Source organism: Niallia tiangongensis, assembly GCF_044704065.1.
GTDB classification, from domain to species: Bacteria; Bacillota; Bacilli; order Bacillales; family Cytobacillaceae; genus Niallia; species Niallia tiangongensis.
In genome coordinates, this window is sequence record NZ_CP162613.1 from 1736883 (window position 1) to 1753795 (window position 16913).

Here is a 16913-nt window from a genome sequence, read left to right on the forward strand (position 1 = left end):
CAGATTTCCATAATCATTTTTTTATTTAAAGGGTGAAGATTGATCTAATCTGTTGCTTGAAATAAAGGAAAGACCTCCGCTCCGCAAATTTTACACTCCTCATTGAAAAAATCCATTTGTATTCCTTCATCTATTTATTTTTATATGTAGCTTGTGGGTAATAGGTTTCAATGGATTACTATTGATATTTAATAAAAACCGATTTAAAATGAATATATGAATAAAAAAAATAAATATTCATATGTATAGGAGTGGGAACAAATGCCAAGGGGTTTTAATGAACAGGAGAAACAAAAAATATTTGAAACATTAATAGATGAAGGGAAGCGATTATTTAGTCGTTTTGGTCTTAAAAAGACGAGTGTAGGCGAATTAGCAAAAGCGGCAGGAATAGCACCAGGTTCTTTTTATACCTTTTTTGACTCCAAAGAAGCACTCTTTTTTGAAATTATGGAAAAAGAAGAAGACAAAATAAGAAGCCGGTTTATTCAACTTGATTTAACTAGAGAAGCAGATATAAAGGAATCGCTGAAAAGGTTTCTTTTTCAAATGTTATCAATGGTCGAGGAAAATGAGTTATTTAGACAGCTTTTACTAGATAAAAATTATGATGCATTACTTAGGAAATTACCACCGCAAAAATTAGAAGAGCATTTGCATAGAGATTCAGATTCGATTGGAGTGATCTTATCTAAATGGAAGGAAATAGGGATTGCGCAAGGGATAGAGGAGGATGCTATAGCGGGATTATTTCGAGCGTTATTTACCATAAGTCTTCATAAACAGGAAGTTGGAGAAGAAATTTACCCAAAAACGATGGAATTGTTAATGGATTTAATAGTTGAGGGATTAATAAAGAAGGGGGAGTAAAGGAATGGGAGAATACATCATCTATACCGATCAGCTTTCAAAAAGTTATCAAAACCTCCAAGTCGTCAATCAAGTTTCTTTACGAGTGAAAAAGGGAGAAATATATGGGTTTTTAGGATTGAATGGTGCTGGGAAATCGACAACTATACGTATGCTCTTAGGAATGATTCAACCTACTTCCGGCTCTTGTTTTATTAATGGAAAAAAAGTAAGTGCTGGTAATAATCAGTTATGGAAGCAGGTAGGATATATGGTGGAAACTCCTTTTGCCTATCCAGAGCTAACCGTTCGGGAAAATTTAGAGATTTTTCGAAAGCTACACCAAATTAATGCCTCGGCTGTTACGAGCGTAATAGAACGGTTAAATCTAACCTCTTTTGCCGATAAAAAAGCCAAGCATTTATCGATGGGAAATGCACAGCGACTTGGGATTGCAAAGGCACTCCTTCATGAACCGCCCGTATTATTATTAGATGAACCGACAAATGGCTTGGATCCTTCTGGAATTGTAGAAATTAGAGAATTATTATTAGAGCTTGCTAATAAGGGGACAACTGTCTTTATTTCCAGTCATATTCTTGGAGAAATCGCTAAAATTGCTACGAAAATAGGAATTATTCATCATGGGAGATTAATTCAAGAGTTAACGAAAGAGCAATTAGAACAAAACAGAATCACAAAACTAATGGTAAAGACACGAGATCGAAAGAATACTGTAAGCTTCCTAAATTCTCTTGGATATATTGTAAGAGAGAATGAGAACGGAGCAATGGAAATAATAGACAGAGAGGCAATGAAAAAGCCCGATGAATTAGTAAGCAAATTAGTTCATGCAAATTATGCACCAACGATGGTACTCGTAGAAGAAGAGGATTTAGAATCGTATTTTTTACGAGTAATTGGAGAAAATGGAGGCCTTGAAAATGAAGCAATTATATAATGTTGTTTCTACTGAACTGCTAAAATCTCGAAAATCAAAAGTAATGTGGATTATCTCGCTCGCTTTTACGATTTTACCGATAATGGCTGGATTTTTTATGTTTGTATTAAAGGATCCAGTTTTTGCTCAAAAGGCTGGTTTGTTAGGTGCAAAAGCTCAGCTTGCTGGAACGGCTGATTGGCAATCCTATTTAAACTTACTTGCACAAGGAATTGCGATTGGTGGTCTGTTTGTATTTGGCTTTATGTTTAGTTGGATTTTTGGAAGAGAGTATACAGAGCGAACCGTTAAGGACTTATTGGCATTACCTTTTTCTCGTACGTATATTCCAATCGCTAAGTTTATAACTGTTGTGATATGGTCATTTCTTGTATCTATATGGGTAATTGGATTCGGATTTGTCATCGGACATTTTATTGGTCTTGAACAATGGTCGACAGGTGTTTTGGAGCATGGCTTATATGTCCTGGTTATTACTTCTTTATTAACCATTCTTGTTAGTACACCAGTAGCGTTATTTGCATGTTACGGAAAGGGATATTTAGCACCATTAGGCTTTGTTATTATTACGATCATTTTTGCACAGATTATAAGTACAGTAGGGTATGGAAGTTTTTTCCCTTGGGCAGTTCCTGCTTTATTTAGTAATATTTTGGCAGATACACCACTAGAAGGAAGAAGCTTTTTACTACTTATTTTTACAGGAATAATTGGGATATTATCAACGCTTGGATATTGGCGATTTGCAGATCAAAATGGATAGAGATTTTGCAAGAAAGAGGCTGGGACAAAACTAAATAGCCAGTCTGTAAAGACGAACAATTCTTAATTTAGCTCTTAAATAAAGGCTACTTTTTCATGCTAGTTATTTATGATTTTAAATATAGTCAGTGTAAAACTAATTCGTTTTTAAAGATTGTTTTTCTATAACTATTATGGAAATAGAAAAAATTAATTAATTAGAAAGACGGAGCAGCCTGAATACACGTAGACTCCTATGGGAGCTGCGAGAAAGTCCGAGACCCTGCAGGAGCGTGAGCAGTGAAGCGGCTCGGCGCTCGCCCCATGGAAAGCGAAGTGTATTTTAGGCTGCGGATAATAACACCATCTTTACGGAAACAGCCTTTTATAACCGAAACAAACCCGAACAATCATATGGAATTTGATATGCTCCCAATAAAGTAGACAGATGAAATAGTAAAAAATCTGTTTAACTTTATTGGGGGCTTTTTCATGGCGAAAAATGCATATTCAGCGCAAGAGAAATTTGAAATAATTATGGCTTATGTGGACAGACAAACTTCAATTTCAGACTTCTGTCAACAATATGGCATTTCAACAAGAGCTCTACACGATTGGCTTTATCTATTTCAGACCTATGGAACGTCTGGACTTCAAGCTTCTAGTGGATGGAAACGGTATACCAAAGAGGTAAAAACTGCTGCAGTACTTGATTATCTTTCAGGGGGCTATTCTCTGATTGAGATTACACATAAATATGAAATATCCAGTCGTTCGGTGTTGAAAGATTGGATAAAGAAGTATAATGATCATAGAGAATTAAAAGAGACGAAAAGGATGAACAACTCTATGATTAAAGGTCGGTCTACCACACAAGAAGAGCGTTTGGAAATCGTTATGTACAGCTTACAGAACGGCAAAAATTATCAACAGACATCGACACAGTTCAATGTTTCCTATCAACAGGTTTATCAATGGGTGAGAAAGTATGAGGAACACGGAGAAGAAGGTCTAATAGATAAGAGAGGCCAACGTAAGTCAGAACCAGAGTTAACTCCAGAAGAGAAGATCCAGCGTGAAATGAAACGGTTGGAGAGAGAGAATGAGCGCCTTCGGGCTGAGAATGCATTCTTAAAAAAGTTGGAGGAACTCGAAAGGAGGCGTTTAAAGAAACGTCCTTAAGCCAAATTCGATTGACCGATAAATATGTAGTCATTCAGGAACTTCATGAGAAAGAGAAATTCTCCATTGTGCTATTATGCGAAATTGGGAAAATTCAACGTTCTTCCTATTATAAATGGCTTAATCGTACCCCTTCCGAGAATGAAAAGTTGAATGAGCTAGAACAATCGTTGCCCCTTTTGCTGGGTCCATCATTGACAGGTATCCTCGTAAAGTGATTGCAATTACGGCGCAAACTGTTTCCGCTATTTCAATCGGTGGATTACTACTTTATAGCATCACGATGGGATTATCTTTACCTGCTATTTATACAACATCCTGTATCCTGTCCATTACCTCTATGTTTGCCAGCAATGCTTTTACTTCATCATTAACCGGATTAATTGATGAAGCTCGCATCCAGAAAGCATCTTCTTTAAATCAAATTGCTATTTCCATTGCGCAAATCGCAAGTCCAGCTATCGGTGGAATATTATTTGGCCTAGTTTCCATGTCCGTGTTTTTAACGATCTATCTTATTGCGTCATTGATTGCTGTTATACTCGATTCGACCATGAATTTTACCCTTTTTGAAAAAGAACGAGAGCATCAAGAGAAGAAAGAATCGGTTTTTGAAAGTTTAAAAGAAGGCTTAAACTATGTAAGGCTTCAGCCATTATTGATGGCGATCATCAGTATTAGCTTGATTGTTAATTTTATTTTTACAGCATTTAATGTTGGGTTCCCTTTTATTGTTAATACAAAGCTACAAATGCCATCCGTGCAGTTTGGGATTGTAGAAGGAGCATTTGCAGTTGGGACGCTCCTTCTCTCTATCTATCTTTCTTTTGGAAAGGAATTTAAACAGCCTTTATCAGTCAGTAGAATGGGAATAATTACTTTAGGATTATTAGTAATTGCGGCGGCTGTTCCAATGCTTATTCCATTTTCGTCTTCGTCTGTTTTTATCTATTATTTCGCACTTATGTTTATATTTGGAGCGGTCAATATTTTGGTGAATATTCCAATCATGGTGCTTATGCAAAAGAAAATTGCCAGTGAATACAAAGGAAGAGTTTTTACAATTTTAGAGACATTTGCAATGGGGATGATGCCAGTTGGCACCTTATTATTTGGAGTATTATATGATTACGTAGCAGCACAGTGGGTTCTAATCGTGGCTGGATGTACGTTAATTGTTTCTGTATTAATATTAGCAAGGCCATCTGTAATGGAAAAAGCAAATACATCGAAGTCAAATGCATCGATTGCTAAAGAGAAAGCTACTTCCGTTTGAAGAATCTCGAGAAGTACCATCTGTTACTTTAATGAAGAAAAGCAACAAGAAAAGGTAACGGAGAGGGCATCTCAGTGCCCAAAAAGAAGAAAAATACTGGACTAAGGTAACAGAGAATGGATCTCTATGCCCAAAAAGAGAAAAAGCACTGATCTAAGGTAACAGAGAAGCAGTCTCCGTTACCTAAAAGAAGAAAAACGGCAGTCAAAGGTAACAGAGAAGCAATCTCAGTGCCCCAAAAGAAGAAAAACACTGGTCAAAGGTAACAGAGAATGGATCTCTATGTCCCGGAAAAAGAAACACACCGAACAAAGGTAACAGAATAGTGACTTTATGTAATAAAGTAATTCTGAACATCCCCCAAGCTTGCAACAATTAACAAAAAATAAATTACAAGAAAATATATCAACCCATGAAGCTGGGACATAAGTATTTCAACTAACAATAAACACGAACTATAATGCGATTAGTCTACATTATAGTTCGTGTTTATTGTTTAGATAAAGGTTTAAAAACGAAGTGGAATGGAGCGGAGGACGCTCGACTCCTGCGGGAAATAGAGACGCTTTAGACCCCGCAGCGCATGCGAGGAGGGTACTGAAAAAGTATAGTTTCTCCAAATTAAATAAGTATTTATTTATTTGAAAGCGAATATAAAGTTGGTTTGGAGAGGCGACAGCTCGACTCCTATGGGAGCTGCGAGAAAGTCCGAGACCCTGCAGGAACGCAGTGACGAAGCGGCTCGGCGCTCGCCCCATGGAAAGCGAGCTGTCGCCTCGGAAAACATATGAAATACCCGAATTTAAAAGTCGGCCACCAACAATTATGATTATATTGCAGTTTTTCAGTGGTCTTGCATGCGAGGCTCAGCTTCCTCCCCGGCGCATCGTGCGTCTGTAGCGCAATGGAACGACTTAGTTTTTACACTTAACTCTATTTAAAAACATAGATAAAGTATCTTTATTTAAGAGCTAAATTAAAGATTGTTCGTCTTTAAAGACTAGTTATTTAGTTTTGTCCCAGCCTCTTCTAATGAAAAAATATAGATTAATAGGAGATAATGAACATTCTAGTTATAATAAAGAAGATAACCGATTATATTAGATTAATTAAACGAACTTAAAGGTAAAGCAGAGGTAATGTACTTATGGATAAAAAGTTAAAAGAGGCAATAAATGAAGAATATCGATCGGCAGAGCATAAGGCTGTCCGGTATTTTGAAGCCCTTCAAAATCAGTTAACGGATCAGTCTTATGTGTCACGCTTAATAAATGACTTTCAAACTTGGAAGATAAACCATATTCATTCTCCTTCCATCTTATCTTATTTTTCCCGAAAAAAAAGAAAACCGAACATAAAAGGGTATCGTCCCTATATAGAGTGGCTGAACTATTCAGGCAAATTAGATGATTATTTGAATAGAAGTATTTCATATCTATATATGCGTGATTTAGGAAAGACACTTTCATCACAACCAACTATCGATAGAATAGAGGAAGTCGTCCACCATGTGAAATTGAACCTTTTGAAGAAAGATGCAAAGGATGACGGTTTTGGTGTATCTAGTCTGTACAAACTTGCTAAAAAAGAAGCAGTGGAACATACGATGATTTTTGTACTAGAAAAATTGAAACGAGTAACAGCGCATATCCCGAATGGAATGAGTGTGGAACATGCCCAACGGAAAATCCTAAAAATCCTTGCAGGGGTCTTAATGCATGAATTGGAAGAAAGACGAGGCATTGAGCTAGCAGACCAAGAACGTAAGTGTCGATTAGAGAAAGCAATAAAACTAGGTTTTTATTATGGAATAACGTATCCCTTAATTGATGATTTGCTGGATGCAAAAATTTTATCAATGGATGAGGAAAAACAGTATTCTACGTTAATTCGAACTACATTAGAAACGGGAAAAGTACCGGCATTAGACAACTGGCATGGGGATAATAAAGAGGTTATATTATTCATCCATAGCGAGCTTAAAGAAGCGTTCGAATATATGAAGCTACAGCATGATGATAGAACATGGAAATTATTTTTAAAACAAGCTTATATCTTTTTCCATTCACAAGAGGTCGATAGGGAAAAGGTGTTAACCAATAGCACTTATTCTAATGAAGAAATTTATATTCCAGTAATCCTTAAATCTTCCGCTTCCAGGCAGATTGTCCGGTCGTTAATGAATGCTCCTGAGGATGAAGGCTATGATAAACGAACCTTTTATTATGGTATTTATAATCAGCTTGCAGATGATTTGGCGGATATGTTTGATGATAAAAAAGACGGGGCTGTAACACCTTATACGTATTATCTAACTTATCACACAACTAGAATAGATTTAATAAATCCTTTTGAAATGTATTGGACAGTCATTTCCTATTTAATTCATGATGTCTATCAATCGGATTTCAAAACAAAGGAAATCATACTGGATCGGGCGATTAATGGGTTAAAGCGGTTAAAAGAAAAATTAGGCGAACAGAAATATAGTGATTTAATGGGGATATTAACAAAAAGAATGTCTACCTTTAATCGAGTCCTACAGCAAATGGTTGAAAAGGCAGATGATGTAGACTTTTTTGATAAGCTGCTTCGTGACCAGATGATTTCCGTATTAAAGGAAAATCGACGAGAGCAGGAAGAATTTTCCGAAATGGTTAAGTCTATACGTTCCCCTATAGATAAGATGCTGCCAATCTCAGAAAATGCAAAACTTAAGAAGGATATCGTGACTGAAGCAGCAAATTATAGCTTACAAGGAGATGGGAAAAGAATCCGCCCGATTATCACATGGTTTATCGGCGTGAAGGAATTTGAGCTGGATAATGCCCAAATCGTCCCATTATTGCGGTCGGTAGAGTATATGCATACAGCCTCGCTTATTTTTGACGATTTGCCTTTCCAAGATAATGCAGCGATGAGAAGAGGACGACCGACTTTACATGAGGTGTACGATATTGCAACAGCTGAATTAACGGGACTTTTTCTCACACAGAAGGCAATGGAAGAACAGGCTAGTTTACACGCTTTTGATTCACAGAGTGTATTAAAACTTATTCAATATACAACGAAAACTACTGCAGATATGTGTAAGGGGCAGTTGATGGACTTAGAATCGAGAGGAAAACAATTATCTCTTCAAGAACTGAATACCCTTTGTTTTTATAAAACAGGGATCGGATTTGAGGCGGCTCTTCTTATGCCCGCCATTTTAGCCGATGCTTCTAAAGAAGTCATAGATTTATTAAAGAATTATGCTTACCATGCTGGGATTGCTTTTCAAATAAAGGACGATTTACTAGATGTAGAAGGAGAGCAAAAAACGTTAGGAAAGAAAGCGGGAATGGACAAAGACAATGGTACCTCTACATTTGTGACCGTGTTAGGTTTGGAAGGTGCTCGAAAGGAAATGTGGGAGCATTATTGTATGGCATTAGATATAGTAGAATTGTTACCAAAGAAGACCAACTTTTTAAAGTTCTTAGTAGATTATATGATAAACCGAACTCGGTAATAATGGATGAAGAAGTTTGATATGGAGGAGAATTCGCGATGAAAATCACTTTTTTAGGAAAATATGGTGGTTACCCTGGGAAGGAAAGTCCTACTTCTTCCTTCTTATTAGAATTTGAAGGATTTCATTTATTAGTGGATTGTGGGAGTGGCGTGTTATCGAAGGTTCAATCTTATGTTGACTTAAAGGATTTAGATGCATGTATTCTTTCCCATTATCACCATGATCATATCGCTGATGTTGGTTGTCTCCAATATGCAATGTTAGTGGAGAATAAACTTGGAAAACGTATAGAGCCCTTCCCAATCTATGGCCATAAAAGGGATTCTAAATTTGATGAACTCACCCATGATGTCTATACCGAAGGACGGGAAATTTCTGTTGATAGATCGATTGCCATTGGACCATTCAACCTATCCTTTTGTGAAACGATGCATCCAGTATATTGCTTGGCGATGAAAATCCAAGCAAATGGAAAGACCATTCTTTACACCGCAGATACAGAGTGGAAGGAGGAGCTAATCTCTTTTGCGAGGAATGCAGATGTTTTAATAAGTGAAGCTAGTATATATAAGGAACAATTTGGAGTGGTTAAAGGTCATCTTACAGGAGAAGAAGCAGGAAAACTCGCGAAACAAGCGGAAGTAAAACAGCTCTTTTTGACACATCTTCCCCAATATGGTGACCAGGAAAAGCTAGTGGAAGAAGCAAAAAATGTTTATGGCGGTCCTGTTCAGTTGGTATATCCAGTTTTAGAGATATTCATAAATTAATTAAAAAAGTGTTGGTTTCATTTAAACGAAATCAACACTTTTTTTAGCTGCAGGGGAACAAGTATAAATCATATTAACAAATTCAAACTCTCCGCCATTTGTCGATTGGATAAACGTAGTTGTTTCTTTAAATCCTGCTTTCCTATAAACCTTAATAGCACGCTTATTAAATGTTGCAACCGCCAAGCTGATAAAGGAAGGGGAAAAATGCTCTTTTATATAATTCATTCCAGTTGTTAAAAATGTATATCCTGCTCCTTGGCCCGTTAAATCAGGTCTTAAACCAAGGCCAATATCGATTGTATCGTTTTCTGCTTTGTTTATACTAAAAAAACCGATGAGTTGATTCTCTTCTGTAACAGCATAAATTGATTCATTTCTCTGATCACTATCAAGAAACTCAGCTAAATCCTCTTCATCTGCCTCCATGTTATAAAATTCATAAATTCCATCATAATGCCATTGATAAGCAATTTCTTCTGCTTGTTCTTGTGTAATAAGTTGAAAGTGAAACATGATTGTTGGCTCCTTTTTAGGAAAATTATATCATATCAAAATAATTTGATAAAATAGTAGATTCTTCTTCTCTGGAGAATTTGAACAGGCTATACTAGAGAAAAGGTGAAGGGGGTAGAAGAGACCGTGAAAACAGAAAGTAGTATCCCGTATTATATAGAAGAAATAACTATTTTAGATGTACAGAAAGCCCTGGAGACTGGTGCGATAACTTCAGTAGAGCTGACCAAGCAATATTTAGATCGAATCGCATCATTTGATCCTACATTATGCTCAATAAGGGAAATAAACCCTGATGCATTAGAAATTGCCGCAGATCTAGATGAAAAAAGGAAGGAATTCCAGCAAGTAGGACCACTTTATGGAATCCCTGTTATTATAAAGGACAATATTGATACAAATGATTCGATGGCGACCACTGCTGGCTCGATTGCATTAGAACATAATTTTGCTAAAGAGGACGCTTTTATTGTTAAAAAGCTTCGAGAAGCAGGAGCCGTTATTATTGGAAAGGCTAATCTTTCCGAATTTGCTAATTTTATTACGGAATTACATATGCCTAATGGCTATAGCTCTTTAGGGGGACAGGTCATGAATCCATATGGTCCTGGTGTTTGGGATGTAGGTGGTTCAAGCTCGGGAACTGGTGCAAGCATTGCTGCTAATTTTGCAGTGGTTGGGATAGGAACTGAAACATCTGGCTCCATTCTTAGTCCTGCTAGTAATAATTCACTTGTTGGAATTAAACCTACTCTTGGTCTCGTTAGCCGTACTGGAATTATCCCACTAGCTCACAGTCAGGATACGGCAGGACCAATGACAAGAACCGTTCGTGATGCAGCAATTCTTTTAGGGATCATTGCTGGTGTTGATGAAAAAGATGAAGTGACAAAAACAAGTATCGGGCAGCCAAGTGATTACACGGCTTTTTTAAAAACAGATGGACTACAAGGGAAAAGAATTGGGATCGATCGTTCCTTCTTTCCAGAAGAGGAAGAGGAGGTAGCTCTGTTTCAAAAAGCGATGGAAGAATTAACAAAGCAAGGGGCTGTTTTGCTAGATGTTACCATTCCCCATGAAAAATTCGATTCTATTGTTCTCTACCATGAATTTAAATATGGCATAGATAACTACTTACATAAACTTTCTGAAGAAGTTCCTGTTCATTCATTAAGCGAGGTTATAGAATTTAATAAAAAGCATCCAGACCTGATTAAATTTGGGCAGACGATTCTTGAGTATTGTGAAACATTAAATGGGGATTTGGAAGATGCAAAGTATAAAGAGCATCGGGAAACGGATGTTAGACTTTCTACTACAGAGGGAATCGACATAACGATGAAAGAAAATCAATTGGATGCTTTAGTATTTGCGAAATATTTAGGCTGTGTGCTGCCTGCAAAAGCTGGATACCCATCTATTACTGTTCCAGCAGGCTATACACCAAAAGGAAAGCCAATGGGGATAACATTCTCAGGATTAGCTTATAGTGAACCTAGTTTAATAGAAATGGCTTATAGCTATGAACAAGCAACAAAGCATCGAGTCCCACCGGTATTGGATAAAGGCAACTAAGTAGGGAAGCAGTGTATATATGTACACTGCTTATTTGGCATAAGCTTCGTTATGGGACAATATATTATATTAATAAGAAGAATCAGCTTGAGATTAATAAGCCTAAATAGTTTAATCTAGATTGATGTTCTCATATAAGATATAATGAAAATAAAAAGAAAGCTCTTACATTTGACTGACGCAACCAAAAAAATGACGTTAGAATAAACCCGTCTAGTTGGAAGTTTCCATACTAGTGGTATGTTAGTGAAATAGTAGGAATTCATGTTTTGAGGAGGAAAAGGAATTGTCTTTAACACGTGCGCTGGTAGGTATATTTAAAAGTTTTGAAGAAACAAAGGAACAGCCTAAGGTTCCTGAATTAAAGACTCGCTATTATAAAAAAAGTCGTGACCGCTTAATGGAAACGATAAAAAATGTAGTAGAAAGAAAAATGTCGAATTGGGATTTAAAAAAAATTGATATGGATCGTGGTGAAATCGTATTAAGCAAAGGATCTAGCTTAATGATTATAACCGTTTATAAACTAGCTGGGATGCAATCGGCAATTGATATATATTGTTCAAAGGAAGGAGCTTTAGGGGATTTCGGCTCCAGCTATAAATATATACAGCAATTTTTTAAAGCACTTCATACGGAAATTCAGCCAGAAAAAGGGTGAGATTTAAGCTAAACGTTCGTCGATGTTGAAAAAGGATGGGAGTGTATGGAATGAAAATTGTTCTTACAGGGGCTAATCGGGGATTAGGAATGCATCTTGCTAGAACTGCTTTGGAAAGAGGTCATACAGTACTTGCGGGTGTGCGAACGGGTGTAGAAGATTCACCTATAAATCGATTGGAAAAACAATATCCAGACAATGTTTATACATATTTTCTCGATGTTACAAACGAAGAGTCGATTGCAAAAGCAGCTGAACTAGCAGCAAAAGATGTTGGTTCTATTGATGGAATTATTAATAATGCAGGAGTCCTAACAGAACGGGGAAAGCCAATAGAAGAGCTGGATTTTGATCATGTTCAGTTTACGATGAATGTCAATGTATTAGGACCGATGAGAATAATGAAACATTTTCTACCACTTTTATATAAGGGGAAAAAACAGGCGATTATCAATATCTCTTCAGAAGCCGGAAGTATACATAATGCCTATGGTGGAGACTTTCCATATGGAATTTCGAAAGCAGCCCTAAATATGTTTACCGTTCAATTATCAAGCTATGTAAAAGACAAAGACATTGCCGTATATGCTGTCCATCCTGGCTGGATTAAAACAGATATGGGTGGGGACAATGCAACAGGTTATCCTGAAGAGTCAGCAAATGGTATCCTTGATATTTTAGAAGGAAAGCTAGACATAACTAGCGAACTAGGATTTATTGATTTTACTGGGAAAGAAATGAAAATTTAATAGATAGGTAGGGGAAGAATCAGAATTATCTTGCATGGAGCAAAGATTTTCTGATTCTTTTTTGTATGAACAGGACAGCTTCCTAAAGGTGTTATTGACTAAAATGAAAAAGAAAAAATCCCCACAGATGGAAGTTACCGATTATAATAGAAATATTATTTAAAATTTTCAGTTGATTTATAAGGAAGGAGTATTTGATGAATAACGAAGAATTAATAACGATGCAACAGTTAAATAAATCCCATATGAATGACTTGCTTTCCTTAGCTACTATCGTTGGCTGGGATTATGACTTGGAAGAAATCCAAACTTTACTTTTTTCCGGTACTATGTTTGGTCACATAACGTTAGAGAAGACTGTAATATCCTGTGCTGCTATTATTCCTTATGGAGCTAGGCTAGCATCTATCGGCATGGTAATTGTTCACCCAAACTATCGAGGAAGAGGACTAGCGAAAGCGTTGCTGATTCATTGTATGAACCAAGTGCCAAGAAATATGGCACTTATGTTAATTGCTACAAAAGAAGGCAGACCTGTTTATGAAAAATTATCGTTTAAGGAATATAGCCATGTAACAAAGCTTCTTGGGGAAGGTAAGCAAATGAAGCTAGTAGAATTAGATGGCTATACCATACATCCATTGGAGAAAACAGATTTAGAAGAAATGCTTGTATTAGATCAAGCTGCATTTGGAAGTTCAAGAGTGTTGTTTCTAGAGAACAGAATTAAACAGGCGAAAGACTCACTTGTATTAAAGAATAGAAAAGGGGTAATTGTCGGATATGCTCTTACTGTAAAAAAACCTAGTAATCTAGTTATCGGTCCGATCGTAGCACAAGATGATGAACAGGCAATTCTCCTTATTCAGACAATCATTGCAAACAATCCGGGAAGCATAAGAATAGATGTAGTGGAAGGAAAAAACAAAGTAATAGAAGATCTGCAAAAGCTAGGGTTTCAAATAGCAAATCGCCCTCCAGTAATGGTTAAAAATATCGAAGCATTCGCCAAAAGAAATAATTGCTTATATGCGATTGCAGCACAGGCTTATGGATAATAGTTGATGGGCAAATAAGAAAGAGGTTATTTTCATGAGTATTAAATTAGAAGAACTATTAAAACTTCCATCCTTGCGTGAAGCTAAAGTAGTTGCAGGGAAAGAAGGGCTAGCGAAGCTTGTTTCGTCTATTTCTGTTTTAGAATATACGGAAGTCGATTCTTTAAAGGAAGATTTGTTTAATAATGATGAATTTTATGGCAGTGAAATTGTCATTTCCGCTTTGATTATGATTAAAGATGATGTAGAGGCACAATGTAGAACAATCGAACATTTGCATAAAGTTGGAGAAATAGGATTAATTTTATACTATGTTGGCGTCTTTTTGCCGAAAATTGAGGAAAGAGTCATCCGATTGGCAGATAGACTTGGTTTTACCTTAATTGTTATGCCAGAAAAGGAAATGTCGTTAAGATACAGTGAGGTTATTTATGAGGTTATTGAAGCAATTGTTAAGAACGATTTGGCTTCTACTAGTTTTGTAAGCGAAATGGTTGAACAAATTTCTGGAGTGCCTCTTCAGCAAAGAAATATGGATACAGTACTGAAAATATTAGCTGACCGGACACGATCCTCCCTTGTTTTAGCAAATAAAAATAATCAGGTTATCCATGCTGTTACGTGGCCAAGAACAAGTACAATGGATATCTTTCGAACTGTTGAACAATACAAAGATATGGTTATCGATGCAGTGTATAGGGAAGAAAGAGATTCACTGCAACCTTTATTCATTTCAAAAAAGGTAATTGCACAAGAAGGAATCGCTTCCATGAATTTATATATTATTAAGGAAAAAGATTCATTCGAGCGTGAGACTGCTATTCAATTAGCAGAAGTAGTACAAGTATTTATTAATCTATGGGGAAAGCATTATGATGAAATCAGTACAGCAGAATTAATGAAAGCAATAATGAATGATGAAAGTGTAAAAATGCGGAGACTGGCAAATATATTGAATATAGATGTATCATCTATTCAAATGATGTGGCTAATGGAAGTAGATAATAATTTTGGTGCAGAAAAACAACTCCAGAAAGTGAGAGAATTTATTAGGCAGAATTTTCATGTCTCTTTAATTGATTTTTATCATCAAACACTCGTTATTTTATTAGATAATTCTGCTATACAAGAGGATTCCTTCCAATCTGCTAATCGATTACTAGATTGTCTAAAGGAAGACGAACAAACATTTACTATAACAATCTGTCAGAATATGAACAATACAACAGATGTGCAGCAGGCATATTTAACTTGTAGTGAATATACAAAGATGGCGAAAATTATATACCCTTATAAAAAGATTTTTTCACTTCAAGAAATTAACTTTGCAGCAGATTGTTATCATTTAATTAATGGGGGGGAACTGGCGATCGATAAAGCCCTTCAGCCGCTTTCTCCTATTATGGAACAGGCTAACCAACAAGCGGAAGATCTTTTAAGTACACTTTCGGTTTATCTATTAGAAGGGAATAGTCGCTTTCAAGAAACTGCAGATATTCTATATTTACATAAGAATACGATTAAATATCGTATCCAAAGGTTAGCAGAAATTCTTCAATATCCTGTTACAAAAACCCCTGAAATTTTTCAACTATATAAGGCAGTTGCCGTTTATCGAATGTTAACGCAGCTAAAAGAGCAGTAATATAGAAAAGAGTATTTTTTGTTCATTTAAACAAAAAATGCTCTTTTTATTTTTCTGTTCAGCTAAATACATACGGAAGAGTTATCGTTATAATTAGCAATAATTAAATAAAGGAGGCATAAACATGAGTGATAAAAGAGATGGGAATCAAGAAACACAATCTTGGCAGAGTTTGGCTTTTTTGTGGACAGGCTCGATGATCTGTGTACCTAGTCTATTGATTGGGGGAACATTAGTAAGTGGGATGCCCTTATGGGAAGCAATACTTGTTGGATTATTAGGCTATGGAATTATTGTTATATTAATGATATTTCAAGGAATACAAAGTAGTGATGTACATAAGCCTACAGTTAGTGTAGCCTCCCAGGTTTTTGGAGAACAGGGATCAAAGAAAATTATTTCCATAATCCTTGCAATAGCATGCCTGGGATGGTTCGGAATACAAGCAAATGTATGTGGCGTAGCCTTTTCACAATTTTTAAGTGTATATGGGGTGAGTCTGCCAGTACCAGTTTCTTCTCTTATTTGGGGAGTGATTATGCTTCTATCAGCAATCTATGGAATTAAAATACTGAATATTCTCAATTATATTGCGGTGCCAATTTTACTTGCTGTTTGTATCTATGCAGTAACGGTTTCCTTAATGGGTAACGGGGTGAATCAGATTTCTACTTATATTCCTACTGGTTCCATGTCCTTCTTATCTGGTCTGTCGATTACAATTGGTTCTTTTGCATTAGGAGCAGTTATCGCTGGTGATTATTCTCAATATGCGAAATCACGAAAAGATGTTAGCAAGGCTGCACTGATTGGCATTTTGCCTTCTGGTGTTTTAATGATAACAGTAGGTGCGATTTTAACTCTTACAGCTGGATCGGCGGATATCACTAGCGTTTTCACTGAATTAGGCTTACCTATTTTAGGGATTATCGCACTAGTTTTAGCAACATGGACAACGAATGCAGTAAATGCTTTTTCTGGAGGGATTGCCATAATAAATGTGTTTAATATTTCCAAGGAGAAAGAACGGATGGCAGTAGCCATTGCAGGTGCAGTAGGAACACTTTTGGCAGTTGTCGGAATTCTAGATTATTTTGTTCCAATTATGTCTGTTCTTTCTGCAATGATTCCTCCTGTTGCGGGAGTGATGATTGCAAATTATTGGGTGATTCATAAAGGGGATAAAACGAAATGGACTAGTATAAAAGGAGTGAATTCACTAGGCGTAATATCTTGGCTAATTGGTGCAGCTATTGCAGGCATTCCAGTTATTTTTTCCTTTTTCCCTAGTTTGCCACAGTTTCCAAATCAACCATTGATTGGCATGGTTATTTCCTTTGTGCTTTATCTAGTTGCAAGGAATATTATCATACAAAAACAAGTGTCGATTAATCAATAAATTGAACAACTGGA

14 protein-coding genes are annotated in these 16913 nt (G+C 36.4%); 13 read left to right on the forward strand and 1 reads right to left on the reverse strand.

Annotated features, from left to right (window positions below):
• Positions 1-261 precede the first annotated feature (261 nt).
• The 7 genes from AB3U99_RS08155 (at position 262) to AB3U99_RS08185 (ending at position 9296) form a co-directional block, all read left to right on the forward strand.
• Positions 262-870, forward strand: a complete 609-nt coding sequence (locus AB3U99_RS08155; protein ID WP_400246787.1) for a TetR/AcrR family transcriptional regulator — start codon at positions 262-264, stop codon at positions 868-870.
• Between the two features lie 4 nt (positions 871-874).
• Positions 875-1810, forward strand: coding sequence for an ABC transporter ATP-binding protein (locus AB3U99_RS08160; RefSeq protein ID WP_400246788.1), 936 nt, complete (start codon positions 875-877; stop codon positions 1808-1810).
• Complete coding sequence (locus AB3U99_RS08165; RefSeq protein ID WP_400246789.1) at positions 1794-2573, forward strand: ABC transporter permease; 780 nt, start codon at positions 1794-1796, stop codon at positions 2571-2573. The genes AB3U99_RS08160 and AB3U99_RS08165 overlap by 17 nt, the downstream gene beginning before the upstream one ends.
• 470 nt (positions 2574-3043) lie before the next feature.
• A complete protein-coding gene (locus tag AB3U99_RS08170; RefSeq protein ID WP_400246790.1) occupies positions 3044-3733 on the forward strand; it encodes a transposase in 690 nt (229 codons plus the stop codon).
• Positions 3734-3947: 214 nt separating this feature from the next.
• Positions 3948-5009: an MFS transporter gene (locus tag AB3U99_RS08175; protein WP_400246791.1), complete on the forward strand. Its 1062-nt coding sequence runs from the start codon at positions 3948-3950 to the stop codon at positions 5007-5009.
• A gap of 1147 nt (positions 5010-6156) precedes the next feature.
• Positions 6157-8523: a polyprenyl synthetase family protein gene (locus tag AB3U99_RS08180; protein WP_400246792.1), complete on the forward strand. Its 2367-nt coding sequence runs from the start codon at positions 6157-6159 to the stop codon at positions 8521-8523.
• Between the two features lie 38 nt (positions 8524-8561).
• Positions 8562-9296: an MBL fold metallo-hydrolase gene (locus AB3U99_RS08185; protein WP_400246793.1), complete on the forward strand. Its 735-nt coding sequence runs from the start codon at positions 8562-8564 to the stop codon at positions 9294-9296.
• Between the two features lie 21 nt (positions 9297-9317).
• Here AB3U99_RS08185 and AB3U99_RS08190 read toward each other — a convergent pair whose 3' ends face one another.
• The gene (locus tag AB3U99_RS08190) at positions 9318-9815 is read right to left on the reverse strand and encodes a GNAT family N-acetyltransferase (protein ID WP_400248001.1); all 498 of its coding nucleotides are present in this window, start codon (positions 9813-9815) and stop codon (positions 9318-9320) included.
• Between the two features lie 123 nt (positions 9816-9938).
• Between AB3U99_RS08190 and AB3U99_RS08195 the strand changes: the two genes are divergently transcribed.
• From AB3U99_RS08195 to AB3U99_RS08220, 6 genes are all read left to right on the forward strand, one after another.
• Positions 9939-11387 (forward strand): amidase family protein, encoded by a 1449-nt coding sequence (locus AB3U99_RS08195; protein WP_400246794.1) that lies wholly within the window; start codon positions 9939-9941, stop codon positions 11385-11387.
• 286 nt (positions 11388-11673) lie between these two features.
• Positions 11674-12048, forward strand: a complete 375-nt coding sequence (locus tag AB3U99_RS08200) for a hypothetical protein (RefSeq protein ID WP_400246795.1) — start codon at positions 11674-11676, stop codon at positions 12046-12048.
• A gap of 50 nt (positions 12049-12098) precedes the next feature.
• Positions 12099-12797, forward strand: a complete 699-nt coding sequence (locus AB3U99_RS08205; RefSeq protein WP_400246796.1) for an SDR family oxidoreductase — start codon at positions 12099-12101, stop codon at positions 12795-12797.
• A 197-nt stretch (positions 12798-12994) separates the two neighbouring features.
• Positions 12995-13855: a GNAT family N-acetyltransferase gene (locus tag AB3U99_RS08210; RefSeq protein WP_400246797.1), complete on the forward strand. Its 861-nt coding sequence runs from the start codon at positions 12995-12997 to the stop codon at positions 13853-13855.
• A 34-nt stretch (positions 13856-13889) separates the two neighbouring features.
• Positions 13890-15500 carry a PucR family transcriptional regulator gene (locus AB3U99_RS08215; protein WP_400246798.1) on the forward strand — a complete coding sequence of 537 codons (1611 nt, stop codon included), beginning with the start codon at positions 13890-13892 and terminating at the stop codon, positions 15498-15500.
• Between the two features lie 124 nt (positions 15501-15624).
• Positions 15625-16899, forward strand: coding sequence for a cytosine permease (locus AB3U99_RS08220; RefSeq protein WP_400246799.1), 1275 nt, complete (start codon positions 15625-15627; stop codon positions 16897-16899).
• Positions 16900-16913 lie beyond the last annotated feature (14 nt).

What these genes read in the sequence shown, in the direction of transcription:
- AB3U99_RS08155 (WP_400246787.1), top strand. Translation starts at nt 262, where the DNA reads ATGCCAAGGGGTTTTAATGAACAGGAGAAACAAAAAATATTTGAAACA.
- AB3U99_RS08160 (WP_400246788.1), top strand. Translation starts at nt 875, where the DNA reads ATGGGAGAATACATCATCTATACCGATCAGCTTTCAAAAAGTTATCAA.
- AB3U99_RS08165 (WP_400246789.1), top strand. Translation starts at nt 1,794, where the DNA reads ATGAAGCAATTATATAATGTTGTTTCTACTGAACTGCTAAAATCTCGA.
- AB3U99_RS08170 (WP_400246790.1), top strand. Translation starts at nt 3,044, where the DNA reads ATGGCGAAAAATGCATATTCAGCGCAAGAGAAATTTGAAATAATTATG.
- AB3U99_RS08180 (WP_400246792.1), top strand. Translation starts at nt 6,157, where the DNA reads ATGGATAAAAAGTTAAAAGAGGCAATAAATGAAGAATATCGATCGGCA.
- AB3U99_RS08185 (WP_400246793.1), top strand. Translation starts at nt 8,562, where the DNA reads ATGAAAATCACTTTTTTAGGAAAATATGGTGGTTACCCTGGGAAGGAA.
- AB3U99_RS08205 (WP_400246796.1), top strand. Translation starts at nt 12,099, where the DNA reads ATGAAAATTGTTCTTACAGGGGCTAATCGGGGATTAGGAATGCATCTT.
- AB3U99_RS08210 (WP_400246797.1), top strand. Translation starts at nt 12,995, where the DNA reads ATGAATAACGAAGAATTAATAACGATGCAACAGTTAAATAAATCCCAT.
- AB3U99_RS08215 (WP_400246798.1), top strand. Translation starts at nt 13,890, where the DNA reads ATGAGTATTAAATTAGAAGAACTATTAAAACTTCCATCCTTGCGTGAA.
- AB3U99_RS08220 (WP_400246799.1), top strand. Translation starts at nt 15,625, where the DNA reads ATGAGTGATAAAAGAGATGGGAATCAAGAAACACAATCTTGGCAGAGT.